Origin of the sequence: Isoptericola sp. NPDC019571, assembly GCF_044389385.1 — a bacterium.
Classification (GTDB): Bacteria; Actinomycetota; Actinomycetes; order Actinomycetales; family Cellulomonadaceae; genus Isoptericola; species Isoptericola nanjingensis.
On the sequence record NZ_JBIRXZ010000003.1, the window covers coordinates 50002 to 75809 of the forward strand.

The following is a 25808-nucleotide window of genomic DNA, read 5'->3' on the forward strand; positions in this document are numbered from 1 at the left end:
GCGATGCCCACCACCCCGATCACGGCGGACGCGCTCAACCGGACCACGCTCGCGCGCCAGCAGCTGCTCACCCGCTCCGACGACGACGTCCCCGCCGTCGTCGGGCGGGTGGGCGGCCTGCAGGCGCAGCACGCCGACATGCCGTACATCGCCCTGTGGGCGCGACGCTCCGGGCAGACGATCGGGGTGCTCGAGGAGGCCCTGACCGACGGCGAGGTCGTGAAGGCGACCGTCATGCGGTCCACGCTGCACGTGGTGCCCAGCGCGGACTGGCCGCTGCTCGACGCCGTCTCCGCGGAGCAGCGGCTGGCGGCGTGGCGTGCGAGCGCCCGGCGGGCGGGCGTCGACCTCGTGGGCCTCAACGCCGCCGTGCGCGCGTACTGCGCCGAGCCCCGCACGCTGGACGAGGTGGAGGCGTTCGCCGCCGACCAGTACCCCGGGGTCGACGCCGTCGCGGCGATCCCGGGCGGCGTGAGCCGCGCGTGGTGGCGGCTCGCGAGCGCGGGCGGCGGCCTCGTGCACGTGCCGCCGAGCGGGCTGTGGGGCTCCCACGTCGCGGCGCGCTACCAGGACGGCGCGCGCTGGCTCGCCGACCGCGTGCCGCACCCGCTGCCCGAGACCGCCCCGGACGAGGCGCGGGCCCGCGTCGTCGCGAAGTACCTGCGGGCCTTCGGGCCGGCGTCCGCCCGCGACGTCGCCCGAGGCGTCGGCATCCGCGGCGTCGGGGCGCTGAAGCGTGCACTCGCGCTCCTGGAGGTGCGGACGTACGCCGCGCCCGACGGCCGCGAGCTGGTCGACCTGGCCGACGCCGAGATCGTGCCCGGGGACGTGCCCGCGCCGGTGCGGCTCCTGCCGCGCTGGGACCAGCTGCTCGTGGCGCTGGACGAGCGGTCACGGATCGTCGACGCCGAGCACGCGGGGCTCGTCTACCGGCGCAACGCGGACGTGCTCCCCACCCTCTGGGTGGACGGCCGCGTGGCCGGCACGTGGACCCTGGACGTCGACGCCCGCCGTGCCACCGTGCACGTCGAGCCCTTCACCGGCGACGCCTGGGCGCACCACCGGACCGAGGTGGAGGCGGAGGCCGCCGCGCTGCTCGATCTTGCCGCGGCCGACGCCCCCGAGCGCGAGGTCACCTGGGCGGCTGAGGCCGCACGAGAGTCCGGCCGAGCACGCCGTTGAGCATCGCCGAGACGGCGACGCCCACGACGATCCACACGAGGGCGGTCACGAGCGCCGAGGCCGCGTCGCCGGGGCCCGTGAACGCGAGGGCGGCGAGGATCACGGTGACCAGCGCGACCAGCCAGCCGAAGAACATCCGCGGCCGCGGCACGACGCGCACGAGCGCCTGGAGCACCACGGCCGCGAGCAGGGCGAACAGGGCACCGGTCAGCGCCCACGCCAGCCCGGGGGCGCCGGGCACCAGGCGGGACGGGCCGAGCAGCCCGACGTCGAACGCGCTGTCGAAGACCACCGACGCCGCGAGCCCCAGGACGGCGCAGACCACGACGGTCACGGCGGCGCCGGACCAGAAGCGGCCGCGGTCCAGCTCGAGCAGCCCGCGGGACGTCGGCGCCGGCGCGTCCCAGGCGTCCGCGGGCTCCGCCGTGGGCACCACGGACGGGGGCGGCGTGACGCCGCCTGGGGTCATGCCGGGCGTCCACGTCGTCGGGTCGCCCGGGTTCGTCGGGCCGCCTGGGGGCCGCGTGTCGGTCATCGGTTCTGCCTCCTGCCCTCGGTGACGGTGCCAGCCGACCACACCCCGGGTGCGGTCGCACGGGCGGGACGTCCCGTGCCACGCCGTGGACGGCCTGTCCGGCCTGCCCGCGGGTGTGGCACCATGTGGCCCATGACACGCCTCGCGCACCAGCGTCGCTCGCTCATCATTCGGTAGCGCGTCCGGCACACCCGCCGGACGCGCAGACCTTCCGTACCCCGGGGGGTCTTTTTTGTTGACCAGAACGCCCAGAGCTTCTCGACGTGGGGAGTCCCGCATGACCGCCACCCCGTTCCACGTGTACGACACCACCCTGCGCGACGGCGCGCAGCAGGAGGGCATGAACCTCTCCGTGGCGGACAAGCTGGCCATCGCGCCGCTGCTGGACGAGCTGGGGGTCGGCTTCATCGAGGGCGGTTGGCCGGGCGCCGTGCCCAAGGACACCGAGTTCTTCCGCCGGGCGGCGAAGGAGCTGGAGCTGAGGAACGCCGTGCTCGCGGCGTTCGGCGCCACCCGCAAGGCGGGCACCCGCGCGTGGGACGACCCGCAGGTGCGGGCCCTGCTCGACTCCGAGGCGCCGGTGGTGACGCTGGTGGCGAAGTCGGACGTGCGGCACGTGGAGCGGGCGCTGCGCACCACTCCCGACGAGGGCCTCGCGATGATCGCGGACACGGTGGCGTTCCTCGTGGGAGAGGGCCGCCGCGTCGTGGTGGACGCCGAGCACTTCTTCGACGGCTACCGGTTCGACCCGGTGTGGTCCCGGGCGGCGGCGGAGGCGGCGTTCGAGGCGGGCGCCGAGGTGGTCACGCTGTGCGACACGAACGGCGGCATGCTGCCGCACTGGGTGACCGACGTCGTGACCGAGGTGCGGGAGTCCCTGGGCCTGCCGCACGGGCATGACGCCGTCGCGGGGGACCGGCTGCTCGGCATGCACGCCCACAACGACTCGGGCTGCGCCGTCGCGAACACGCTCGCGGCGGTGGCCGCCGGCGCGTGGCACGTGCAGGGCACGGTCAACGGCTACGGCGAGCGCACGGGCAACGTGGACCTCGTCACCGTCGTCGCGAACCTCGAGCTCAAGCACGGCCTGCGCACCCTCGCCGGGGAGGGGCTCGAGGACGCGACCCGCATCGCGCACGCGGTCGCCGAGATCACCAACATCTCCCCGTACGCCCGCCAGCCCTACGTGGGGGCGAGCGCCTTCGCCCACAAGGCGGGCCTTCACGCGAGCGCGATCAAGGTCGACCCCGACCTGTACCAGCACATCGACCCCACCGCCGTCGGCAACGACATGCGCATGCTCGTGTCCGACATGGCCGGGCGTGCGTCGATCGAGCTCAAGGGCCGCGAGCTGGGCTACGACCTCAGCGGCCAGGCCGAGCTGCTCACCCGCGTCACGACGCGGGTCAAGGACGCCGAGGCGCAGGGCTACACGTTCGACGCCGCCGACGCGTCGTTCGAGCTGCTGCTGCGGGAGGAGCTCACCGGAACCCGGCAGACGTACTTCCGCGTCGAGAGCTGGCGGACCATCGTCGAGACCGTCGCCGGCGGGCCCGGGCACGACGCGTCGAGCCGGGAGGCCGACGCGGTCGCCGAGGCGACGGTGAAGCTGCACGCGGGCGGCGAGCGCGTGGTCGCGACCGGCGAGGGCAACGGCCCCGTGAACGCGCTCGACCAGGCGCTGCGCAGCGCGCTGACGCGCGTGTACCCGCAGATGGAGAAGTTCGAGCTCATCGACTTCAAGGTGCGCATCCTCGACGCGCAGCAGGGCACCGACGCCACGACGCGCGTGCTGGTCGAGACCACGGACGGGCAGCACTCCTGGTCGACGGTGGGCGTGGGCCCGAACGTCATCGAGGCCGCGTGGGAGTCGCTCATCGACGCGTACGTCTACGGCCTCGTGCACGGGGGCGTGGAACCGCGCTGAGCGGGGCTACCGCGGAGGGCGGCCGTTCGTCAGGCGGTGCGGCCGGACGGCCTCGTACGTCGCCTTGAGGGCGGCCGTGGTCCGGTCGTAGCGGCGCTGCGCCACGCGCACGAAGAGGAAGTCGACGACGGCGAGCTGGGCGATGCGGCTCGACATGGCGCCCGAACGGAACTGGGTCTCGCGCGCCGTCGTCGCGAGGACGACGTCGGCGAGCTCCGCCAGGGGTGAGGCCGGGAAGTTCGTGACGGCCACGGTGGTGGCGCCCGCGTCGCGTGCCAGCGTGAGCGCCTGCACGGTCTCCACGGTGGTGCCCGTGTGCGAGACAGCGACGGCCACGCAGCCCTCGCCCAGGAGCGCCGCGGACTGGAGCTGGCCGTGCAGGTCCACGGGCGCGAAGCAGGCGATGCCGATGCGGGTGAGCTTCTGGCCGAGGTCCTGCGCCGTGAGGCCGCTCGACCCGGCGCCGTAGACGTCCACGCGGGGCGCGGAGGCCACGGCTTCGACGGCGTGCTCCAGGGCGTCGAGGTCGAGCATGCGCGCCGTCTCCTCGATCGTCCGCGCCTCGTGGAAGGCGATCTTGGAGACGACGTCGGTGGCGGTGTCGGTCCGGTTGATCTCGCCCTCGGCGATGCCGGAGCGCTCCAGCTCGACGGCGCGCCGGCTCGTGGCCTGCGCGAGGTCGATGCGGAACTCGGGGTAGCCGGCGTAGCCGACGGCGCGGCAGAACCGGACGACCGTCGCCTGCGAGGTCCCCGCGCGGGCGGCGAGCTCGGTGATGGTGGCGCCGACGACGCCGGGCGGGTCGTCGAGCACGACCGCGGCGATCCGCGCCTCCGCGGGGCGCAGCGTGGGCAGCGCCTGGCGGAGCCGGACGAGGACGTCACCGTTCATGCGCGGATCTCCTTCCCGGCGGACGCCGGAGACGGGTGGGTGGGTTCCCGGACCGTGAGCCAGGTGTCGTGCGGTTCCACGAGCTCGCCGTCGCGGGGGTCGACGAGGGACCGGGCGAGGCGCAGCGCGCCGTCGAGAGGGCTCCCGTCGGCGGGGACGAGCCGCACGTCGGGACGCAGGGCGGACAGGCGGGCCCTGAGCGGCGTGGTCACGGGGGCGCCGATCTGCAGGACGCCGCCCGTGACCGCCGCGAGCGGCGGGATCCCGGGGCGCAGCGCGGCGGCGAGGCTCTCCGCGAGGTGGGTCCCGGCGTCGTGCAGGATGCCGCTCGCGACGAGGTCGCCCGCGGCGGCGGCGTCGGCGACGGCCGGCGTGAAGGACGCGAGGACGTGCGCGCGGTCGGGGCGCCCGTACAGCGCGGCGGGCCAGCCGTCGACCGGGCCGAAGCGCTCGAGCGCGGCGGCGAGCAGCGTGGGGGAGGCGGGCCCCGGGCGCCCGTCGTGGGTGGCGACGGCGGCCCGCAGGCCGTGCGCGCCGATCCACGACCCGGAGCCGAGGTCGCCGAGCAGGTGGCCCCAGCCGTCCGCGCGGTGCCACCGGCGCCGCAGGTCGGTGGCGAGGACGATCGCGCCCGTGCCGACCGCGGCGACGGCGCCGGGCCGGCCGCCGAGGGCGCCGAGGTGCGCGGCGAGCGCGTCCGCGGCGACCGCCGTGGCCGGGGCGCCCGCGGCCTGCAGCACCTCGTGCAGGGCGCCGGGGTCGGGGACGAGCGACGGGAGGCCGGTGACCGACACGGCGGCCGCGGCGACGCGCAGTCCCGGCTGCCGCACGGCGAGGGTGTCCACCAGCTCGGCGACGACGTCGGCCGCGTCGCTCCCGGAGGCGGTGATGCGGACCGGGCGGCCGGTGAGCGTGATCGGGGTGCCGCCGGGGCCAGCGGTACCGTCGGTGTCGTCGGTGCCGCGCGCGGGCACGGCGACGAGGCGGGCGCCGCTGCCGCCGACGTCCACGGCGACGACGTGCTCGGGCACGAGGGAGACGTCCGGGCCGGTCACGGGACCCAGTGTGGCAGCGATTTTCTCAGGCTGGGCACCTCACAAAAAGAATCTCACCCACGATGCGTCCCGGCCCCGCTACCGTGGAGACGTGCATGGTGAGTACAAGGTTCCCGGTGGCAAGCTCGTGACGGTCGACCTCGACGTGCGGGACGGGTTGCTCGCCGACGTCAGGCTCAGCGGCGACTTCTTCCTCGAGCCGGACGACGCCCTCGAGGTCATCGACTCCGCCCTCGTCGGGCTGCCGCGCGAGACGTCGACGAGCGAGCTCGCGCGCGCCGTCGACGACGGGCTGCGCGTCGCCGAGCAGGACGGCCGCGTGACCGGCAGCGTGACGATGGTGGGCTTCGACGCCTGGGCCGTCGCGGTCGCGGTCCGCCGCGCGCTGGGGCTGGCCACGACGTGGGACGACCACACCTTCGAGGTGCTGCGCCCCGGCCCACTGCCCCCCGCGACGCTCGCCGCCCTGGACCAGGTGCTCACCGAGGAGCTGGCCGAGGGGCGCCGCGGGCCCACGCTGCGGTTCTGGGACTGGAACGAGCGCGCCGTCTTCATCGGGTCGTTCCAGTCGCTGCGGAACGAGGTGGACCCGGCGGGCGTGCGCGAGCACGACGTCACAGTGGTGCGCCGCATCTCCGGCGGCGGCGCCATGTTCATGGAGGCCGGCAACTGCGTGACGTTCTCGCTGGTCGTGCCGGCGTCGCTCGTCGACGGCCTGTCGTTCGAGCAGTCGTACGCGTTCCTCGACTCGTGGGTGCTGGGCGCGCTGCACGACGTCGGCGTCGAGGCGTACTTCTCCGGCATGAACGACGTCGCGTCGCCCGCGGGCAAGCTCGCGGGCTCGGCGCAGAAGCGCCTGGCCGGCGGCGCCGTGCTGCACCACATGACGATGGCGTACGACATCGACAACGCCAAGATGCTCGAGGTGCTGCGCATCGGCCGCGAGAAGCTCTCCGACAAGGGCACCACCAGCGCCAACAAGCGGGTGGACCCGCTGCGCTCGCAGACCGGCATGTCGCGCGACGAGATCGTCGACGCGTTCGAGGCGCACTTCAAGGCCCACCACCGGACCGTGGACTCCGCGCTGCGTCCCGACGAGCTGGACCGCGCCGAGGAGCTGGTCCGGACGAAGTTCGCCGACCCGGCCTGGATCAACCGCGTGCCCTGAGCGATCCCGCGCGCAGCCCGCGCGCCGCCCCCGCACCGACCGCGACGCGCCGAGAGGTCACCGTCCTGGCACGCATTGGTGCGGGGGCTTTCGTTATCCCCGGCCGGTCAGTTATCTTCCTCGTGGAGCGATGCCCCGGAACTTCCTTTCAAGCCGGGGCGGCGCTCGCGATCACCACGGCGATCAGCACGACAAGCGAGACGACGACGTCACGCCGGACGACGAGGACGTCGGCAGGACATGACCGCGAGAACGGCGCGCGACCGCGACAACGGCGGCGCCGCGCACCACGGAGGGCGGCCCAGCGGCCGCCGGGGGAGGACGACGATGCGTCGAGACATGTGGACCCGCAGGAACGTGGGGGCCGTGGCCACCGCGGCGCTGGTGGCGCTCGGCGTCGCCGCGTGCGGCAGCGGCGGCTCCGGGGACGGCGGCGGCGACGGGACGGTCGACGGCGAGGGCAAGACCCTCGACGTCTGGATCATGCAGGGCACGAACCCCAGCGCCGACGCCTTCTTCGACGAGGTCGGCACCGCGTTCACGGAGGAGACGGGCGCGGAGCTGAACGTCGAGTTCGTCGAGTGGGCGGACGCCCACGACCGGTTCGTCACGTCGATCGCGGGCCAGACCACGCCCGACGTCGCGGAGACCGGCACCACCTGGACGCCTGAGTTCGCCGACGCCGGCGCGCTCGCGCCGCTCGACGACTACGTGGCGGAGGCCGGCCTGGGCGACGACCTGGTGGACGGTCTCGTCGAGGCCGGCACCTACGACGGGCAGCTGTACGGCATGCCCTGGTACGCCGGCGTCCGCTCGCTCGTGTACAACACGGAGATCTTCGAGGAGGCCGGCGTCGAGCCGCCCACGACCTGGGCGGAGATCGAGTCGGCGGCCAAGGCCATCAAGGAGAAGTTCCCGAAGAAGACCGCGATCGCGGTGCCGGGCGACGCCGAGTTCACGGTGTACCCGTGGGTGTGGGGCGCCGGAGGCGAGGTCGCGACGCTCGACGGCGACACCTGGACGTCCGGGCTCGACAGCCCCGAGGCGCAGGAGGGCCTGAGCTTCTGGACCGGGCTCGCCGCGGACGGCTACTCGTCGGCGGGCGCCACCACCTGGCGCGAGACCGACGTGCTCGACGCGTTCGCGCAGGGCGACGTCGGCATGGCGATCATGGGCTCCTGGACGCCGGGCGCCATCGTCGAGGCGAACAAGGACATGGACGGCAAGTTCGCCGCCGTCCCGATCCCGGGCAAGGACGGCGGGATGTCGCCGTCGGTCCTCGGCGGCTCGCACCTGTCCGTGTTCGAGACGGCGGAGGACAAGGACCTGGCGTTCGCGTTCGTGGAGCTCATGACGACCGGTGAGTTCGCCACGAAGTGGGGCGAGCAGGCCGGCTACTTCCCGGGGCAGAAGTCGCTCCTGGACGAGACGTTGAAGAGCACCGACCCGCTCGTGGCCCCGTTCGCGCAGCAGTTCGTCGAGGGTGGCGCGTCCGTGCCGGTCTCGCCGAACTTCGGGGCCGTGCAGGCCAAGCTCACGACGAGCACGATGATGCAGTCGATCCTCTCCGGGAGCGAGGACGTGCCGACCGCCAGCACGAAGGCGGCCGACGAGATGACGTCGCTGCTCAACGGTGGCAGCTGACGCATGACGAGCACCCTCCCCGTCGCGGTCCCCGCCGGGCCCGGGCAGCAGCCCGGGCCCGGCGGGCGCCGCCCGCTCGGCAAGTCGCTCCTGGCGCGGGTGCGGCCGTGGATGCTGCTGACGCCCGCGCTGCTCGTGCTGGCGGTGCTGCTCCTGTGGCCGCTGGTGCGGGTCGGGCTGTTCTCCCTCCAGGACTACGGGCTGCGGGAGATCGTCTCCGGCGAGCCGAACTGGATCGGCCTCGCCAACTACGTCGAGGTGTTCACGTCCGAGCAGCTGTGGGCCGTGGTGCTGCCCAACACGGTGGTCTTCGCCGTGCTGTCGGTGTCGTTCACGGTGGTCTTCGGCACCGCCGTGGCCGTGCTGCTCGCGTCGCTCGGCCGCGTCTGGCGCACCATCGTGTCCAGCGCGATCATGGCGGCCTGGGCGATGCCCGCCGTCACCGGCACGTACGTCTGGGTCTGGATCTTCGACGCCGACCGCGGCGTGTTCAACCACGTGCTGCAGGCGCTCGGGCTGCAGGACGCGCCCGTCAACTGGTTCACCGACCGCTGGTCGTTCTACGCGATCGTGCTGCTCAACGTGGTGCACCACGGCTTCCCGTTCGTCGCGATCACCGTGCTCGCGGGCCTGCTCGGCGTGCCGAAGGAGCTGCTCGAGGCCGCGGAGATCGACGGCGCCGGGCCGTGGCGCCGGTTCTTCTCGGTGATCGTGCCGCAGCTGAAGCAGATCTTCGCCGTCGTGATCATCCTGTCGACCATCTGGGACTTCAAGGTCTTCGCGCAGGTCTACCTCATGCCCGGCGGCGCCGGCAGCAACCGCGAGGTGCTCAACCTGGGCGTCTGGTCGTACACCGAGTCGTTCGGGCAGAACCGGTACGGCTTCGGCGCCGCGATCGCGGTGCTGCTGACCCTGCTGCTGCTCGCCATCACCGTCGTGTACGTCCGCACGATCCTGAAGGAGGAGGAGCTGTGAGCCGGCCGACGACCGCGACGCGGGTGGGCAAGGGGGTCGCCGTCGCGCTGCTCCTGGTGTTCACCCTCTTCCCGGCCTACTGGATGCTCGTCAGCGCGCTCGACGGCAAGGCGGGGCGCGGGTCGTCCTTCGTGCCCGCCGACCCGACGCTGGAGCACTTCGAGTTCGTGCTCACGGACGGCGGCTTCGACGTCTTCCTGCGCAACTCGCTGCTCGTGGCGCTCGGGACGGTGCTCGTCTCGTCGCTGCTCGCCCTGCTGGCGTCGGTGGCGGTGGCGCGCTTCCGCTTCACGCTCCGCACGCAGGTGCTCATGCTCGTGCTGATCGTGCAGATGGTCCCGCTCGAGGCGCTCGTCATCCCGCTGTTCGTCCAGGTGCGCAACCTGGACCTGCTCGGCACGCTGACCGGCCTGGTCGTGGTGTACGTGGCGCTCGCGCTGCCCTTCGGCATCTGGATGCTGCGCGGCTTCGTCGCCGCCGTGCCGGTGGAGCTGGAGGAGGCCGCCTACCTCGACGGCGCCACCTGGGGCCGCATGTTCCGGTCCATCCTGCTGCCGCTCGTCGCGCCCGGCCTCGTGGCCACGAGCATCTTCAGCTTCATCACGGCGTGGAACGAGTTCGTCTTCGCGATGACGCTGCTCGGCGGCGAGACGCAGAACTACACGGTGGCCATCGGGCTGCGCTCGTTCTTCGGGCAGCACTCGAACGACTGGGGCGCGATCATGGCGGCCTCGACGATCATCACCGTGCCCGTCATGATCTTCTTCATCGTCGTCCAGCGCCGGCTCGCGTCCGGGCTGACGTCCGGGGCGGTGAAGGGGTGAACGACGTCCGGCGGGCCGTGCACGGGGTGCTGCTGCCCGGCTTCACCGGGACGACGCCCCCCGCCTGGCTGCTCCACGCCGCGCGCGACGGGCTGGCCGGGGTGGTGCTGTTCGCGCACAACACGCCCGACGTGGCGACGACGGCCGCGCTCGCGACACGCCTGCACGACGCCGAGCCCGACCTGCTCGTCGCGACCGACGAGGAGGGCGGCGACGTGTCACGGCTCGAGGCCGCGACCGGGTCGTCGCTGCCCGGCGCCGCGGCGCTCGGAGCGGTGGACGACGTGCGGCTCACCGGGGCCGCGGGCGTGGCGCTGGGCCGCCTGCTCGCGGCTGCGGGTGTCGACCTCGACCTCGCGCCCGTGCTCGACGTCGACACGCCCGGCAACCCGGTCATCGGGGTGCGGGCGTTCGGCACCGACCCGGAGGCGGTCGCGCGGCACGGCGTCGAATTCGCCCGGGGCCTGCAGCGCGGCGGCGTCGGCACGTGCGCCAAGCACTTCCCGGGGCACGGTTCCACGACCGTCGACTCGCACCTCGCGCTGCCCGTCGTGGAGGCCGACGCCCGGACCCTGCGCGGCCGCGACCTCGTGCCGTTCGCGGCGGCGTTCGCGGGCGGCCCCGGCGACGAGGGTCCCGCGGCCGACGCCCTCATGACGGCGCACGTCGTCGTGCCCGCGCTCGGGCCCGCGCCGGCGTCCCTCGAGCCCGGCGTCGCGGCGCTCGCCCGCGAGCTCGGCCACGAGGGGCCGATCGTCACCGACGCCCTCGACATGCGCGCCGTGTCCGACGGCGCCGACGTCGGCGAGGCCGCGGTGCGCGCGGTCGAGGGCGGCGCGGACCTGCTGTGCCTGGGGACGACGACCGGGCGTGACGACGAGGCGCTGTTCCGCTCCGCCGCCGACGCCCTCGTGGCCGCGGTCGGCGCCGGGCGGGTGAGCCTGGACCGGCTCGCCGCGTCCCGGCGACGCACCGCCTGCCTGGTGCGCCGGCTGCGCGCCCGGCGGGCCGCCGCCATGCCGGCCCCGGTCGAGGAGGCACTCACCGCGCTCGCGGCCGTGGGGGCCGAGGCGGCGCGCCGGGCCGTGCGCGTCGTCGGTCCGTCGCCGGCGCTCGCGGGAGCGCCCGACGTCGTCGACCTGCGGCTGCGGCTCGACCACGCGGCCGGGCGCACCGCGCAGCACGTGCAGCGCGCCGTCGCCGCCCGCTGGCCGGGCGCCGTCGTGCACGCCGCCCCGGACGACGACGCCGTCGACGCGCTGCAGCGCGCCGGGGCCGGGCGGCCGCTGGTCGTCGTGACCCGCGAACCCGTCCCCGGCGGCGACGAGCACGAGCGCCTGGCGCGGCTGCAGCGGGCGCGCCCGGACCTCGTCGTCGTGCACACGGGCGCGCCGGCCGCGGGGGAGCGGTGGCTCGCCGAGCTCCCGGGCGGGCTGCCCGCGACCGTCCTGGCCTGCGGCACCGGCCGGGCCAACGCCGAGGCCGCCGTGGCCCTCCTCGCCGGGGAGCTCGCCCCCGAACCCCCGGAGGTGGCGCGATGATCGTCATAGGCATCTCGTCCGGCACCAGCGTCGACGCGATCGACGCCGCGGCCGCCGACCTCGACCTGCGCCCCGACGGCACGCTCTCCCTGCGCCCGCTGGGTCACGCCGAGTACGCCTGGCCCGACCACCTGCGGCGGCGCATCCTCGCGGCCCTGCCGCCGGGCACCGCGGACCTGGGCGAGGTGTGCCAGCTCGACACGCTCGTCGGGCAGGAGCTGGGCGCCGCCGCCCGGCGCGCCGTTGACGACCTCGCGGGGGGCGACGCGGACCTCGTGGCGTCGCACGGGCAGACCCTGCACCACTGGGTGGTGGCGGGTCGTGCCCGCGGCACGCTGCAGCTCGGCAACCCGGCCTGGATCGCGGAGCGCACCCGACGACCGGTGGTCAGCGACTTCCGGGTCGCCGACGTCGCCGCCGGCGGGCAGGGCGCGCCGCTCGTGAGCGTGCTGGACGCGCTGTGGCTCGGGCACGACGGGCCTACCGGCACGAGATATTCCGCGGCGCTCAACGTGGGCGGCATCGCCAACGTCACCGTCGTCGGCGCGCACGACGAGCCGGTGCTCGGCTGGGACACCGGGCCCGGCAACTGCCTGCTGGACGCCGCGGTGCAGAGGCTCACCGGGCAGCCGTTCGACCGCGACGGGGAGCTCGCGGCCAGCGGCGTCGTGGACCACGAGGCGCTGGACGCGCTGCTGGACGAGCCGTACTACGCGCTGCCCGTGCCGCGGTCCACCGGCCGGGAGCTCTACGACGGCGAGTACGTGACGACGCGGCTCGGCGCCGCGGGGGTGCGAGCGGACCGGCTCAGCACCCCCGACCTGGTCGCCACGCTCACGGAGCTCACCGCGACCACCGTGGCGCGGTCGCTCGCCGACCACGCGCCGGGCGGGGGCGTCGAGCGGGTCGTGATCTCCGGCGGCGGGGCCCGCAACCCTGTGCTCCGCGACCGCCTGCGGGCGCTGCTCCCGGCCGGCACCGCCCTCGAGACCGCGGACGACCTCGGGCTGCCGGCGGACGGCAAGGAGGCGTACCTCTTCGCGCTGCTCGGCTTCCTCGGCGTGCACGGGGTGCCCGGCACCGCGCCCGGCCCGCACCGGCGGCAGGCCACCGGGGCCCGCCGGCCGGTAGTCCTGGGGTCGCTCACGCCCCCCACGCCGCTGCCCGTGGAGGCGGTCCGCACCCCGGTGCGGCGCCTCGCGCTCACCACGGCACCGAGCCTCCCGACCACTGCGCGCGACCTGACGAGAGGAAGCACCCGATGAGCGGAGCGACCGTGCCCGACCCCTCCGTGCCTCCGGACGCCGGCCCCCCGGACGACGTGCTCGACGTCGCGCGGCTCGTCTCGCCGACGGAGGAGCGCAACCCGCGCACCACCGACATCGACCTGCTCCCGCCGGCCGACGTGGTCCGCCTCATCCTCGACGAGGACGCCGGTGTCGCCAGCGTGGTGCGCGCGGAGCGGTTCCGGGTCACGCAGGCGGTGGAGCTCGCGGTCGAGGCGATCCGCGCCGGCGGGCGCGTGCACTACGCGGGTGCGGGCACGTCCGGCCGCCTCGGCGTGCTGGACGCCGTCGAGCTGCTGCCGACCTACGGCGTCGGCCCCGAGTGGTTCGACGCGCACCTCGCCGGCGGTCCCGACGCGATGACCGTCCCGGTCGAGGGCGCGGAGGACGACGCCGACGCCGGCCGGCGCGACCTGGACCACGTCGGCCCGCACGACCTCGTCGTCGGGCTCGCGGCCAGCGGCCGCACCCCGTACGTGGGCGGGGCGCTCGACCTGGCCCGCGAGCGCGGGGCGCGCACCGCGCTCGTCAGCGCCAACCCGGCCGCGCCGCTGGCCGACCGGGCGGACGTCGCGATCCTGCTCGACACGGGGCCCGAGGCCGTGACCGGCTCGACCCGGATGAAGGCCGCCACCGCGCAGAAGATCGTGCTCAACACGTTCTCGACCGCCACGATGATCCAGCTCGGCAAGACGTACTCGAACCTCATGGTCGACGTCCGCGCGTCCAACGCCAAGCTCCGCGCCCGGCTCGTGCGCCTGCTGAGTCAGGCGACCGGCCTCGCGCCGGAGGTCTGCGCGCCTGTGCTCGCCGACGCCGGCGGGGAGGTGCAGGTCGCGCTGGTCATGCTGCTGGCGGGGGTGGACGCCGCGGCGGCGCGCGGCGCGCTCGCCGGGGGAGACGGCGTCCGCGGAGCCCTCGGGCGTCTCGGCGCCGCCCCGCCGAGGTAGTACCGGAACCCGCGAGGTAGTACCCGAACCCGCGAGGTAGTACGAATTCTCGTGAGGTAGTCCCTGAGTGCGCGAGGTAGTCCAGGCAATATGGACAAGTCGTGCATTCTCGGTACTACCTCGGCCCGGTTCGTACTACCTCGGCGGTAGCTGTACTACCTCGGCGCGATGGGTACTACCTCGCGGGGGTGGGGCGGGCGCCGAAGACGGCGGTGCCGACGCGGACGACGGTCGCGCCCTCGGCGACGGCGAGCTCGAGGTCGCCGGTCATGCCCATGGAGAGCTCGCGGGCGTCGCCCGTCCCCGGAGCCCCGCTGGCGAGCACGGCGTCGCGGACCGCGCGCAGCCGGGCGAAGCCGGCCCGCACGAGCGCCTCGTCGCGACGCTCGCCCAGGCGGGCGCCGATCGTCATGAACCCCGTCAGGCGCAGCCCCGGCAGGGCCGCGACGTCGAGCGCGAGCGCCGCCGCGTCGTCGGGCGCGACGCCGGACTTGCTCTCCTCGCCGGAGACGTTGACCTGCACGAGCACGTCCAGGGTGCGGCCGTCGCGCTCACAGCGCACCGACAGGGCGCGCGCGAGGGCGAGGGAGTCCACGGAGTCGACGGCGGCGGCGACGCCGAGCACCTGGTTGACCTTGTTCTTCTGCAGGTGACCGATGAGGTGCGCCTCGACGCGTCCCGCGGCGACGAGGTCCGCCAGGGCCGGCGCCTTCGCGACCAGCTCCTGGACCCGGTTCTCGCCGACCAGCACCGGCCGGTCGTCGCCCTCCGCGGCGGCGAGGTCCAGCGCGGCCCGCACCCCCGCAAGCACGGTCGCGGCGTCCTGCGTCTTGGTGGCCAGCAGCACGCGGACCTCGCGCGGGTCGCGCCCCGCCGCGCGGGCGGCGGCCGCGACGCGGTCGTGGACGGCGGCCAGGCGTGCGGGGATCCCGGGACACTCGGTGGGCATGGTGGCCAGTCTACGAACGCCGTCGGCGGTCGTGGGACGCGACGCGGGTCGCGCCGGACCAGGGTCGCGTCAGGGGGTTCCCGGGTGGTGCCGCGCTCGCGCGGCGGGCGAGGATGGTCGGGTGAAAGCCCTGCTCAACATCATCTGGCTCGTCTTCGGCGGCTTCTGGCTCGCGCTCGGCTACGCCGCGGCGGGCATCCTGTGCTGCATCACGATCGTCGCGATCCCGTGGGGCATCGCGTCGTTCCGCATCGCGGGCTACGCGCTGTGGCCGTTCGGCCGCACGGTCGTCGACAAGCCGGGCGCCGGCGGCTGGTCGGTGCTGGGCAACATCATCTGGATCGTCTTCGCCGGCATCTGGCTCACCATCGGGCACATCACGACGGCGGTCGCCCAGGCGATCACGATCATCGGCATCCCGCTGGCGATCGCGAACCTCAAGATGATCCCGGTCTCGCTGCTGCCGCTCGGCAAGGACATCGTGCCCAGCGACGCCCGGTACCCGACGTACCAGCACTGACCCGTCGGCGACCGGCCTCACGGGCGGCCGATCGGCGCCGCCGTCCCGCCCGTGAGGCGCAGCAGGTCGTCGGGGGCGAGCGACACGTCCAGCCCGCGCCGTCCGCCGGACACGTAGACGACGTCGAAGCCCGTCGCGGACTCGTCGAGCACGGTCGCGTGCCGCTGCTTCTGCCCGATCGGCGAGATGCCGCCCACCACGTAACCGGTGGCGCGCTGCGCCGCCGCCGGGTCCGCCATCGCGGCCCGCTTGCCGCCGACGGCGCGGGCCAGCGCCTTGAGGTCGAGGCTGCCGTCCACCGGCACGATGCCGACCACGAGCCGTCCGTCGACGTCCGCCAGGAGCGTCTTGAAGACCTGCGCGGGGTCGGCGCCGAGCGCCTCGGCCGCCTCCAGGCCGTAGCTCAGGTCCGACGCCGGGTCGTGGTCGTAGGTGTGCAGCCCGTAGGCGACGCCGGCCCGGTCCAGCGCGACGACGGCCGGCGTCCCGTGCGAGGCGTGCGGCTTCTTCTTCGACACGCCGCCGATTGTGCCTGAGTAGGGTGGTGCGGTGCTCCTCCTTCTCGTCCTCGCGATCCTGGTGGGAGGGGCACTCCAACGGGTCACGGGCATGGGCTTCGGGCTCGTCGCCGGCCCGTTCATCGTGCTCCTGGTGGGCCCGCTCGAGGGCGTGCTGTTCGTGAACCTGGCCGGCGCGATCGCGTCCGCGCTCATCCTGGGACGCGTCGCGCGGGACGTGGACTGGCGACGCTACGCCTGGCTCGCCGTCACGTCGGTGGTCGTCATGGTCCCCGCCGCCCTGCTGCTGCGCGACGCGAGCCGCGCGGCGCTCGAGGTCGCCGTCGGGGCCCTCGTCGTCGTCGCGATGACGCTTGCCGTCGTCACGACCCGCCTGCGCCGCGGCGGCCGCCACCCCGTCCGGCCCGAGGCGCGCGCCCCGCTGGTCGTGACCGGCGTCGCGAGCGGGGTCGGGAGCGTGGCCGCGGGCATCGGCGGCCCGCCCGTGGCGATCTACTCCGTGCTCAGCGGCTGGGACCCGCGCGGCTTCGCGGCGACGGCGCAGCCGTTCTTCGCGACCAACGCGCTCGCCGCGCTGGTCGCCAAGCTCACGCTCACCGACGCGTCCTTCCCGCCCTTCTCCGCCTGGCAGTGGCTCGTCGTCCTGGCCGCGATCGTGGCGGGGCTCGTCGTCGGCGACTGGCTCACCCCGCGCGTCCCCGCGGTCGCGGTCCGGCGCGGGCTGATCGTGCTCGCGTACGTCGGGGGCGTCGCGACCCTCGCCCAGGGGCTCGCGCACCTCGGCTGAGGCGGGGTGGGCTCAGACCGGCCGGTCGCCCTCGTCACGACGAGGGACGTCGGCGGACCCGTCCGCCGGGCCGTCCGCGCGGTGCTCGGGAGCGTGCCGCCCAGGCGTACCCGGTGCGTCCCCTCGGTCGGGGTCCAGCTCGTCCGCGCGGCGCAGGCGCTCGTCGACGTCGGCGCGATGCTCGTCGAGGCTCGCGTCGCGGCGCCGGGCCTCCTCCTGCAGCCGGGCCGCCTCGGCGGCCTTCTGGTCGGCCTCGGCCTGGGACATCCGGGCCTCGGCGTCGAGCTTCGCGGACGCCGCCTCGCGCTCCTGCACCGTGATCCGGTCGTGCTCCGCCTGCCGGCGCAGCTCTGCGGCCTCGTCGCGCCGTTCCTCGCGCCGGCGCTCCTCGGCGGCCCGCGACCGGCGGGCGAGGGCCACGGCGACGAGCACGAGCAGCAGCACGACGACGACGGCGACGACGATCCAGACGATGGTCGTGGTGTCCATGGCGGACTCCTGACGTCGGGGGCGCCGGGGGCGGCACCCTGGATCGATCACACGACCGACCCCGGATGCTTGCAACCCCCGCGGACGCTCAGATCCGGCCGACGTCCACCACGGTGAGCGCGACGGCCCCGGCCTCGTCGCTGGCCGCCAGGTCGACGACGGCGGTGACCGCCCAGTCGTGGTCGCCGTCGGCGTCGTCGAGCACCTGCCGCACCCACCACGTGCCGGCGGGCACCTCGGCCACCTCGACGCCGTCGCGGGTGGTCGTGGTCGCGCCGCCGGGCAGCTCGGCGCCCGGCTCGAGGATGGTCAGCAGCCCGGCCGCGCGGGCGGCGGGGCCGATGCCGACGGCGTCGTCGCCCTGCGCCTCGAACAGGGGGTCGAGCGCGGCGGCCCAGGCGTCGCCGTCCCAGCCGTGCGCGCCGTCGAGCGCCCCGAGCCCGTCGTAGTCCTCGCGGGCAGCGAGCTCGACGCGGCGGAAGGTCGCGTTGCGGACGAGGCGGCGGAACGCGCGCGGGTTGCCGGTGACGGGCCGCGCGGGCGCCTCCGCGCCCGCCTCGGCGAGCTCGCCCTCGACGACGAGGTCGGCGTCGTCGTCGACCGGGTTCTGCAGCCGCTCCCACTCGTCCAGCAGCGAGGAGTCGACGCCGCGCACCAGCTCGCCGAGCCACTCGACGACCTCCTGCACCTCCTCGGTGCGGTGCTCCTCCGGCACCACCTGGCGCAGCGCGCGGTAGGCGTCGGCGAGATAGCGCAGCACGACGCCCTCGGTGCGCTCCAGCCCGTACACGCTGACCAGCTCGGCGAACGTCATGGCCTGCTCGAGCATGTCGCGCACCACGGACTTGGGCGCGAGCTCGGCGTCGGCCACCCACGGGTTCGACCGCTTGTACGTGGCGAACGCGGGCTCGAGCAGGTCCGCGAGCGGCCGCGGCCACGTGACGTCCTCGAGCGCCTCCATGCGCTCCTCGTATTCCATGCCCTCGGCCTTCATCGCCGCGACGGCCTCGCCCTTCGCCTTGGACTGCTGGGCGTAGAGGATCTGGCGCGGGTCGTCGAGGGTCGCCTCGATGACGGAGACGACGTCGAGCACGTGCGTCGGGCTCTCGGTGTCCAGGAGGTCCATGGCCGCGAGCGCGAACGGCGACAGCGGTGCGTTGAGCGCGAAGTCGCGCGGCAGGTCGACGACGAGCCGCACGCTGGGCCGGTACCCGGCCGGGCGCGACGGGTCGGGCACGCGGATCTTCTCCACCACGCCCGCGACGCGCAGCGACCGGTAGATGCGGAACGTCTGGCGCACGTGCTTCGCCTGCTGCGCCTCGGTGTCGTGGTTGGCGGTGAGCAGGTGGCGCATGGCCTCGACGGGGTCGCCGTCCGAGCCCGCGGAGTCCCGCGCCAGCACGTTGAGCACCATGGCGTGGTTGACGTGGAACTGGCTGGTCAGGGGCTCGGGGTCGGCGTCGCGCAGCCGCTCGAACGTGGAGTCCGTCCAGTTCACGGCGCCGGCGGGCGCCTTCTTGCGCACCACCTTCTTGAGCTTCTTCGGGTCGTCCCCGGCCTTGGCGAGCAGCTTGCGGTTCTCGATGACGTGCTCGGGCGCCATGACGAGCACCTCGCCCACGGTGTCGAAGCCCGCGCGCCCGGCGCGGCCGGAGATCTGGTGGAACTCGCGTGCGGTGAGGTGGCGCATGCGCTCGCCGTCGTACTTCACGAGCGACGTCAGGAGGACGGTGCGGATCGGCACGTTGATGCCCACGCCGAGGGTGTCGGTGCCGCAGACCACCTTGAGCAGGCCGCGCTGCGTGAGCCGCTCCACGAGGCGGCGGTACTTCGGCAGCATCCCGGCGTGGTGCACGCCGATGCCCGCGCGCAGGAACTTGCTCAGCGTCTTGCCGAAGCCCGTGCCGAACCGGAACGCGCCGATCGCGGCCGCGATCGCGGCCTTCTCGTCCTTGGAGGCGAGGCTCGTGGAGAGGAGCGCCTGGGCGCGCTCGACGGCGTCCTTCTGCGTGAAGTGCACGACGTAGACGGGGGCGCGGTGCGTCGTGACGAGCTCTGCGATGACGTCGGTCAGCGGCTCGACGACGTAGGAGAACGTCAGCGGCACCGGGCGCTCGGCACCCGCGACCTCCGCGACGGGGCGGCCGCTGCGCTCCTCGAGGTCCTCGCGCAGCCGGGTGGTGTCGCCGAGGGTGGCGGACATCAGCAGGAACTGCGTGCGCGGCAGCTCCAGCAGCGGCACCTGCCACGCCCAGCCGCGCTGCCGGTCGCCGTAGAAGTGGAACTCGTCCATGACGACCTGGGCGATGGCGTCGTCGTCGGCCGTGCCGTCCGCGCCGACGCCGTCGTCGTCGGCCCGGCGCCGCAGGGCGAGGTTGGCGAGGATCTCCGCGGTGCAGCAGATGATCGGGGCGTCGGCGTTGACCGCGGAGTCGCCGGTCATCATGCCGACGTTGCGCGACCCGAACGCGGCGACGAGGTCGAAGAACTTCTCGCTCACCAGCGCCTTGAGCGGCGCGGTGTAGAACGTGCGCCCGCCGCGGCCCGACCGGCGGTTCGCGAGCGCCGCGAACTGCGCGCCCATCGCGACCATCGACTTGCCCGACCCCGTGGGCGTGGCCAGCACCACGTGCGAGCCCGTCATGAGCTCGAGCAGCGCCTCCTCCTGGTGCGGGTACAGCGGCCGGCCCGTGCCGGTGGCCCACTCGCCGAACCCCTCGAAGAGGACGTCGGGGTCCGGCGCGCCGCCCGTCGGGGCGGGCAGGTACGGCAGCAGCGTGCCGGCGGGGCGGGGGGCGGCGTCGGGGGAGCTGGGGGAAGTCATGGTGCGGACATTCTCCCAGGCCCGCCGAGCCGTCGTACCCGGCCGCGCCGGCACGCTGTCGTCGGGCGGGGTCAGCAGGCGCCGAGGTCGGTCCAGACCGCCCACTGGCCGGCGGAGGAGGACGGGGTGTCGCCCTGCGTCCACCACTTGGCCTGGTACGCGCGGCCCTCGTAGGACACCTTCGTGCCACCCGTGTAGGCGGACGACGGGTTCCAGGCCGCGTCCTCGCAGTCGCCCGGCTCGACCGGCGGGTCGGTCGGGTCCACCGGCGGGTCGGTCGGCTCGACCGTCCCGCCCTCGCCGACGGTCACGTCGACGCAGGCGTAGAACGCGTTGACGGTGTCGGCCACGTTCCAGCGGGCGAGGATGGTGTGGTCGCCCTGAGGCAGGTTCTCGAGCGTGTGGCTCACGACGGCGTCGGGCTTGGCGCCCTTGTCGTCGAACGTGCGGTGCAGGGTGCCGTCGACGAAGTACTCCCACGTCGAGGTGGCGTGCTGCGCGGTGAGCTTCCACTTCATCGTGACGCTGTTGCCGATCTTCGTGCGGGGCCAGGGCTTCGACTCGTCGTCGAGGATGGCGAAGCCGCTGCCGCCGGAGCACTGCGTGGAGCCCTTGGGGGCCTCGACGCTCTGCGGCTCGTACTTGATGCTGCCGCAGTCGAAGGGCAGGGAACCGCCGGCGCACAGGTCCTGGCGGCTCGGCGGGTTGGTCACCCAGCCGTGGGCGGACGCGGCGGGCGCGGCGGCGAGCGGAGCCAGGAGCGCGGCGAGCCCGACGGCCGCGGTGACGAGAGTGGGACGAAGACGCATCGTTGCTCTTCTCCTGTGTTCGTGAGGAAACTGGACAAATTCGACGCTACGACGTCGGTCCGGACCGCACATCAGGGGAACCGCGTCATCTGACCGTGATCTGCCCGGCCGGTCGTACGGGGTTACCCGTAGGACGGACCGGCGTCAGCCGAGGTCCCACAGGTGTCGGTAGAAGGCGATGCGCCCGGCGTCGGGCGCGATGCCGTAGCCCTCGAAGAAGGCGGGCTCGTGGCCGTCGCCGTAGTTCCACTCCAGGCTGTAGCTGGCCACCGCGAGGTCGGCCCAGCGGTCCGCGACGCCGAGCGCGTCGAGATCGACGTGGGCGGTCCAGCGACCGCCGTCGTCCAGGAGGGTGTTGGGGGCGCACGGGTCCCCGTGGCACACGACCAGCCGGTCGACGGCGGGCACGTCGCCGACCCGGGCGCGGGCGTCGGGGGACAGGCGTGCCGTCCGGTCGGCGACGCCCCACGAGAAGGGGCAGTCGTCGACCGGGAGCGCGTCGTGCAGCGCCCGCAGACCGGCGCCGATCGCGCGCGCCGCCGTGTCCGGGTGCGCGAGCCAGCGCGGGTCGACCGCCGACCGGCCCGGGATGCCCGCGGTCAGCAGCCAGGCGCCCGCACCGTCGGCGCCGCGGTCGAGCACCCGCGGCACGGGGGTGAAGCGGCCCGCCCAGGCGAGGCGCTCGGCCTCGGCGTCGAGGTCCAGCTCGGGCGTGCCGGCGGGGACCCACTTGACGTAGCGCTCGGCGCCCGAGGCCCCCGTCAGCCGGAACGTGAGGCCGCCGAGCTCGTTGTGCCACACGGGCACGACGTCGTCGTCGCCGGCGAGCAGGCGCACCCGCTCGGGCACGACGACGGGCTCTGACGGGGCGGCGGCGAGGGCGCGGGACATGCCCAGATCGTCACATCTCCACGCCGCGACGGGCTACGGCATTCCCGTCGGCTCGATCGTCGGGTGCGGCGCGGCCGCCGGTTCGATCGCGGGTGGCGTGCGACGGGTCGCGGCCTCGCCCTGCTGCACGACGACGACCCCGGCCAGGACCAGCAGCCCGCCGACGAGCTGTACGGGGCGCGGCAGCTCGCCCAGGAACACCCACGCGAAGAACACGGCGCTGACCACCTCGAGCAGCCCGACGAACGACGCCGGCCGCGCGCCGAGGCGCCGCCCCGCGCCGACGCCGGTGACGTAGGCGACGCCGGCCGTCACCACCCCCAGCGCGGCGAGCACCGCCCACGCGGGCACGACGGCGTCGGCGAGGGCGACCGGGTCTGCCGACGCGGTGAGCGGCATGACGCCGACGGCGCCGAGCAGGCCGAGGAGGACGGCGCCGACCACGAGCCCGCCCGCCGCGAGGCTCAGGGGCGGCAGCCCGGTGTCGGTGCGGGCGTTGAGCAGGAAGTAGGCGGAGACGCCCACCATGGCCCCGAGCGCCCAGGCCACGCCGACGGGGTCGAGCCGGGCGCCGGCGAGGTCGAGCACCAGGACGAGGCCCGCGGCGGCGACCGCGATGCCGGCGAGCGTCGTCCGTCCGGGCCGCTGCCCGTGCCGCAGCCACAGCCACGCGACGACGGCGGCGGGGGAGGAGTACTCGATGAGCAGCGCGGGGCCCACCTGCATGTGCTGCACGGCGGCGAAGTAGCAGAACTGCGTGGCGGCGACGCCGAGCGCGCCGTAGGCGAGCAGCAGCCGCAGGTTGCGGCGCACGGGGGACCAGTCGCCGCGCAGGGCGACGACGCCGAACGGCAGGACGACGACCGCCCCGACCGCGACGCGCACCAGGACGACGGCGCCCGGGCTCCACCCGGTGGCGAAGAGGCCGGCGGCGAGCGGGCCCGAGAGGCTGAACGTGATGGCGGAGACGACCGCGAGGGAGAGGCCCGCGCCGAGGCCGGTGCGCGCCGTCGCGCCGGTGTCATGCGTCATCCTTGCCATGGCTCATGACGCTACGACCGGGTGGAGTAACGTGTCAACATGCCGTTCGCTCATGACACCGTGGCGGAGCTCCGGTCGGCCGTCGCCCTCGTGAACTCCGGCGAGCCGCCCGAGACGCTCGGGACCACGGCCGACCTCGACGCCTTCTTCCGCGAGCACGAGTACACCGGTCGTCACGACGGCACCGCGGAGGAGCTCGACCAGGTGCGCGCGCTGCGCCCCCGCCTGCGCGCCCTCCTCCTCGCCGAGCGCGACGAGGCCGCCGGGCTGGTCAACGAGCTGCTCACGGGCGTGCCTGTCCATCCGCGCCTGGTACGGCACTCCGGGGAGGACTGGCACGTGCACGCGACCGCCGACGACGCCCCGCTCGCCACCCGGATCGTCGTCGAGACCGCCATGGCGATGATCGACCTCATCCGCGACGACGAGCTCTCCCGCCTCGCCGTGTGCGCCGACGCCGACTGCCAGGGGCTGGTGCTGGACCTGTCGCGCAACCGCTCGCGGCGCTACTGCTCCACCGCGTGCACCAACCGCAACGCGCAGGCCGCGCTGCGGGCGCGTCGCTCCGGCTGACGGCCCGGGCACGCCGTCGACGTCTCCGGCCGACGTATCTGGAGGTGAGCGCCGCGCTCCCTCCCCCGCGAGGGCGCCAGGCTTTCCCGGGGCGACGACCCGCCCGGCCCGGCCCCACGAAGGAGGCGGCGATGTCCGTCACGACGAGCAAGGCCCTCGACCCCTGGCCGGTCGTCCGTCCCGGTGACCGGTTCCACCCCGTCGGCGCGCTGCAGCACCTGCTCAACGAGCACGGCCACGACCTCGAGGTGGACGAGACGTTCGGCCCGCTCACCGAGGCCGCCGTCCGCACCACCCAGCGCGACTTCGGCCTCGAGGTCGACGGCGTCGTCGGGCCCAGGACCTGGGGCGCGATCGTCGTCACCGTGCGCCTCGGGAGCCGTGGCCACGCCGTCCGCGGGGCGCAGTCCGAGCTCGACGTCCGCGTGGAGCTCGACCTCGCGGTCGACGGGGTCTTCGGGCCGAAGACGGAGAGCGCGGTGCGCGGGTTCCAGCGCGCGCTGTCGGCGTTCGGCGTCCTGGTCGACGGCGTCGTCGGGCCCGTGACCTGGCGTGCGCTGGTCAGCGGGATGGTGTCCGACTGACACCCGCCAGGAGCGCGTCGCAGACGTCGACCAGGCGGGCGCGCAGCTCCTGGCCGCGCGCGGCGAACCCGCGCTGGCGGCGCACGTACTCCGCCTTGCCCTCCGCCGTCTCGATCGGCACGGCCTCGACGCCGTACGACGAGACGTCGTAGGGGGCGGCGGCCATGTCGGTGTACCGGATGTCGCGGGCGAGCTCGAAGGCGTCCAGCAGCAGGTCGCCGGGCGCCGCGGGCCCGAGCTTGAGCGCCCACTTGTAGAGGTCCATCCCGGCGTGCAGGCACCCCGGCTGCTCCATGGCCGGCTGGCGCTCGCGGGTGGGGCGCAGCTGGTTGCGCTCCGAGGCCTCGGGCGTGAAGAACCGGTAGGCGTCGAAGTGCGAGCAGCCGATGCGGTGCGACTCGACGACGGCGTCCGTGCCGTCGTGGCCCAGCCGCAGCGGCAGCGGGTGGCGGTGGTCGCGACCCGCGGTGCGGTCGCGGTAGACCATCGCCCACTCGTGCAGGCCGAAGCAGCCGAACGTCCCGGGCCGCCCGGCGGTGGCCGACACGAGCGCGCGGACGTAGCGGACGGTGTCGCCGCGGTCGGCGACGAAGGCGTCGACGTCGAACGTCGCCCCCGTGCCGCACGCACCGCTCTCCTCGCCCGGGAGCGCCGTCTCGCGGTACCAGCGCCACCCGGCGTGCTCGGCCGCGTCCGCGAGGACCACGCCCGGGCCCGGGTGCCACCGGCGCAGGTGGCTCACGCGCGTGGGGTAGTAGGTGAACAGGAAGTCCTCGATCGCGTGCTCCGCGCCGCGGTCGCGGGCCTCGCGCCACACCGCGGTCAGCGCGTCCGCGCGGGCGGCGTGCGCGGCGGCCCGCGGCTCCCAGGCGTCGCGCGGCACGACGGCGTCGGCGGGGGCCGCCGGGTCGTCGAGGATGGTTGCGCGCATCCCACCAGGGTACGAGCGCGGCGAGCACGCCCCCGCCCGGACTAGCGTGTGAGTCGTGCCGCACACCTACGAGTTCCGCCAGGTCGACGTCTTCGCCACGGGCCCCCTCACCGGCAACCCGGTGGCCGTGGTGCACGACGCCGACGACCTCGACGACGCGCAGATGGCCGCCTTCGCGCGGTGGACCAACCTGTCCGAGACCACGTTCCTGCTGCGCCCCACCACGCCCGACGCCGACTACCGGCTGCGGATCTGGACGCCCGGCGGCGAGCTGCCGTTCGCCGGCCACCCCACGCTCGGCACCGCGCACGCGTGGCTCGAGGCCGGCGGGGTGCCCCGCTCCGCGGAGCAGGTGGTCCAGGAGTGCGGCGTCGGGCTCGTCACCGTCCGGCGCGACACCGACGCCAGCGGCGACCGGCTCGCGTTCGCCGCGCCGCCCCTGCGGCGCTCCGGCCCGGTGGCGCCGGAGGACCTCGCGCAGCTCGCGCGCGGCCTGCGCGTGAGCGTGGCGGACATCGAGGACGCGGCGTGGGTCGACAACGGCCCCGGCTGGGTCGCGGCCCGCCTGCGCGACGCCGCGGCCGTGCTCGCCGTCGAGCCGGACCTCGCCGCGTTCGGCGGCCTGAAGATCGGCGTCGTCGGCACCTACGCGCCGGAGGAGTCGGACGCCGCCGTCGAGGTGCGCGCCTTCGTCCCCGACATCGGCGTCGCGGAGGACCCGGTCACCGGCAGCCTCAACGCCGGGCTGGGGCAGTGGCTGGCGGGCGGCCTGCTGCCCGCGTCGTACGTCGCCTCGCAGGGCACCGCCCTCGGTCGCCGTGGGCGCGTGCTCGTGCGCCGCGACGCCGCCGGCGAGGTGTGGGTCGGGGGCGCGGCCGTCACGACGATCGCGGGCACCGTGACGCTCTGAGGTC

General features: G+C 74.8%; 25 protein-coding genes. 14 read left to right on the forward strand and 11 right to left on the reverse strand.

Translation table 11 applies throughout. The features are described 5' to 3' along the window. The first annotated feature begins 3 nt into the window (after positions 1–3). Entirely contained in the window at positions 4–1182 is a 1179-nt protein-coding gene (locus ACH443_RS06010; protein WP_430589752.1) for a winged helix DNA-binding domain-containing protein, read from the forward strand. Here the strand turns inward: ACH443_RS06010 and ACH443_RS06015 are convergent. Beyond that, complete coding sequence (locus ACH443_RS06015; RefSeq protein ID WP_430589753.1) at positions 1133–1717, reverse strand: hypothetical protein; 585 nt, start codon at positions 1715–1717, stop codon at positions 1133–1135. The two genes, ACH443_RS06010 and ACH443_RS06015, sit on opposite strands and share 50 nt — an antisense overlap. Positions 1718–1994: 277 nt before the next feature. On the opposite strand from ACH443_RS06015, the gene cimA reads away from it, so the two are divergent. Beyond that, entirely contained in the window at positions 1995–3644 is a 1650-nt protein-coding gene (gene cimA / locus ACH443_RS06020; protein ID WP_430589754.1) for a citramalate synthase, read from the forward strand. 6 nt (positions 3645–3650) lie between these two features. Here the strand turns inward: cimA and ACH443_RS06025 are convergent, their stop codons facing one another. Together ACH443_RS06025 and ACH443_RS06030 are read right to left on the reverse strand one after the other, a co-directional pair. Next, positions 3651–4535, reverse strand: coding sequence for a MurR/RpiR family transcriptional regulator (locus ACH443_RS06025; protein ID WP_429763844.1), 885 nt, complete (start codon positions 4533–4535; stop codon positions 3651–3653). Continuing rightward, entirely contained in the window at positions 4532–5590 is a 1059-nt protein-coding gene (locus tag ACH443_RS06030; RefSeq protein WP_430589755.1) for an N-acetylglucosamine kinase, read from the reverse strand. The genes ACH443_RS06025 and ACH443_RS06030 overlap by 4 nt, the downstream gene beginning before the upstream one ends. Positions 5591–5681: 91 nt before the next feature. Between ACH443_RS06030 and ACH443_RS06035 the strand changes: the two genes are divergently transcribed. The 7 genes from ACH443_RS06035 (at position 5682) to ACH443_RS06065 (ending at position 13978) form a co-directional block, all read left to right on the forward strand. Beyond that, positions 5682–6758 (forward strand): lipoyl protein ligase domain-containing protein, encoded by a 1077-nt coding sequence (locus ACH443_RS06035; protein WP_430589756.1) that lies wholly within the window; start codon positions 5682–5684, stop codon positions 6756–6758. A 339-nt stretch (positions 6759–7097) separates the two neighbouring features. Then, positions 7098–8402, forward strand: coding sequence for a sugar ABC transporter substrate-binding protein (locus tag ACH443_RS06040; RefSeq protein WP_430589999.1), 1305 nt, complete (start codon positions 7098–7100; stop codon positions 8400–8402). A gap of 3 nt (positions 8403–8405) precedes the next feature. Then, positions 8406–9377 carry a carbohydrate ABC transporter permease gene (locus ACH443_RS06045; protein WP_429763847.1) on the forward strand — a complete coding sequence of 324 codons (972 nt, stop codon included), beginning with the start codon at positions 8406–8408 and terminating at the stop codon, positions 9375–9377. Next, the gene (locus ACH443_RS06050) at positions 9374–10201 is read left to right on the forward strand and encodes a carbohydrate ABC transporter permease (RefSeq protein WP_429763848.1); all 828 of its coding nucleotides are present in this window, start codon (positions 9374–9376) and stop codon (positions 10199–10201) included. Before ACH443_RS06045 ends, ACH443_RS06050 begins: the two co-directional genes overlap by 4 nt. After that, positions 10198–11742, forward strand: a complete 1545-nt coding sequence (locus tag ACH443_RS06055; protein WP_430589757.1) for a glycoside hydrolase family 3 N-terminal domain-containing protein — start codon at positions 10198–10200, stop codon at positions 11740–11742. Before ACH443_RS06050 ends, ACH443_RS06055 begins: the two co-directional genes overlap by 4 nt. Further along, complete coding sequence (locus ACH443_RS06060) at positions 11739–13007, forward strand: anhydro-N-acetylmuramic acid kinase (protein WP_430589758.1); 1269 nt, start codon at positions 11739–11741, stop codon at positions 13005–13007. The genes ACH443_RS06055 and ACH443_RS06060 overlap by 4 nt, the downstream gene beginning before the upstream one ends. Then, entirely contained in the window at positions 13004–13978 is a 975-nt protein-coding gene (locus tag ACH443_RS06065; protein ID WP_430589759.1) for an N-acetylmuramic acid 6-phosphate etherase, read from the forward strand. Before ACH443_RS06060 ends, ACH443_RS06065 begins: the two co-directional genes overlap by 4 nt. 175 nt (positions 13979–14153) lie before the next feature. Here ACH443_RS06065 and ACH443_RS06070 read toward each other — a convergent pair whose 3' ends face one another. Further along, positions 14154–14927, reverse strand: a complete 774-nt coding sequence (locus ACH443_RS06070) for a YggS family pyridoxal phosphate-dependent enzyme (RefSeq protein WP_430589760.1) — start codon at positions 14925–14927, stop codon at positions 14154–14156. A gap of 121 nt (positions 14928–15048) precedes the next feature. On the opposite strand from ACH443_RS06070, the gene ACH443_RS06075 reads away from it, so the two are divergent. Then, positions 15049–15447 carry a YccF domain-containing protein gene (locus tag ACH443_RS06075; protein WP_429763853.1) on the forward strand — a complete coding sequence of 133 codons (399 nt, stop codon included), beginning with the start codon at positions 15049–15051 and terminating at the stop codon, positions 15445–15447. A gap of 17 nt (positions 15448–15464) precedes the next feature. On the opposite strand, the gene ybaK is transcribed toward ACH443_RS06075, so the two are convergent. Further along, positions 15465–15965, reverse strand: coding sequence for a Cys-tRNA(Pro) deacylase (gene ybaK / locus ACH443_RS06080; RefSeq protein ID WP_429763854.1), 501 nt, complete (start codon positions 15963–15965; stop codon positions 15465–15467). Positions 15966–15996: 31 nt separating this feature from the next. Here ybaK and ACH443_RS06085 point away from each other — a divergent pair, with 31 nt between their 5' ends. After that, complete coding sequence (locus tag ACH443_RS06085) at positions 15997–16752, forward strand: TSUP family transporter (protein ID WP_429763855.1); 756 nt, start codon at positions 15997–15999, stop codon at positions 16750–16752. 12 nt (positions 16753–16764) lie between these two features. On the opposite strand, the gene ACH443_RS06090 is transcribed toward ACH443_RS06085, so the two are convergent. The 5 genes from ACH443_RS06090 to ACH443_RS06110 all read right to left on the reverse strand — a co-directional run bounded on the left by ACH443_RS06090 (position 16765) and on the right by ACH443_RS06110 (position 22806). After that, a complete protein-coding gene (locus tag ACH443_RS06090) occupies positions 16765–17241 on the reverse strand; it encodes a hypothetical protein (RefSeq protein WP_429763856.1) in 477 nt (158 codons plus the stop codon). Between the two features lie 88 nt (positions 17242–17329). Beyond that, entirely contained in the window at positions 17330–20065 is a 2736-nt protein-coding gene (locus tag ACH443_RS06095) for a DEAD/DEAH box helicase (RefSeq protein WP_430589761.1), read from the reverse strand. A 71-nt stretch (positions 20066–20136) separates the two neighbouring features. Further along, entirely contained in the window at positions 20137–20874 is a 738-nt protein-coding gene (locus tag ACH443_RS06100; protein ID WP_430589762.1) for a lytic polysaccharide monooxygenase, read from the reverse strand. Positions 20875–21018: 144 nt separating this feature from the next. Beyond that, entirely contained in the window at positions 21019–21765 is a 747-nt protein-coding gene (locus tag ACH443_RS06105) for a phosphotransferase (RefSeq protein WP_430589763.1), read from the reverse strand. A 33-nt stretch (positions 21766–21798) separates the two neighbouring features. Continuing rightward, positions 21799–22806, reverse strand: coding sequence for an EamA family transporter (locus ACH443_RS06110; RefSeq protein ID WP_430589764.1), 1008 nt, complete (start codon positions 22804–22806; stop codon positions 21799–21801). Between the two features lie 39 nt (positions 22807–22845). On the opposite strand from ACH443_RS06110, the gene ACH443_RS06115 reads away from it, so the two are divergent. Both ACH443_RS06115 and ACH443_RS06120 read left to right on the forward strand, forming a co-directional pair. Next, a complete protein-coding gene (locus ACH443_RS06115; protein WP_430589765.1) occupies positions 22846–23379 on the forward strand; it encodes a CGNR zinc finger domain-containing protein in 534 nt (177 codons plus the stop codon). 131 nt (positions 23380–23510) lie between these two features. Beyond that, the gene (locus ACH443_RS06120) at positions 23511–23963 is read left to right on the forward strand and encodes a peptidoglycan-binding protein (protein WP_430589766.1); all 453 of its coding nucleotides are present in this window, start codon (positions 23511–23513) and stop codon (positions 23961–23963) included. Here ACH443_RS06120 and ACH443_RS06125 read toward each other — a convergent pair. After that, entirely contained in the window at positions 23941–24894 is a 954-nt protein-coding gene (locus ACH443_RS06125; RefSeq protein ID WP_430589767.1) for a 3-methyladenine DNA glycosylase, read from the reverse strand. The genes ACH443_RS06120 and ACH443_RS06125 overlap by 23 nt on opposite strands. Before the next feature lie 55 nt (positions 24895–24949). Between ACH443_RS06125 and ACH443_RS06130 the strand changes: the two genes are divergently transcribed. Further along, positions 24950–25804, forward strand: a complete 855-nt coding sequence (locus ACH443_RS06130) for a PhzF family phenazine biosynthesis protein (protein ID WP_430589768.1) — start codon at positions 24950–24952, stop codon at positions 25802–25804. The last annotated feature ends 4 nt before the right edge of the window (positions 25805–25808 follow it).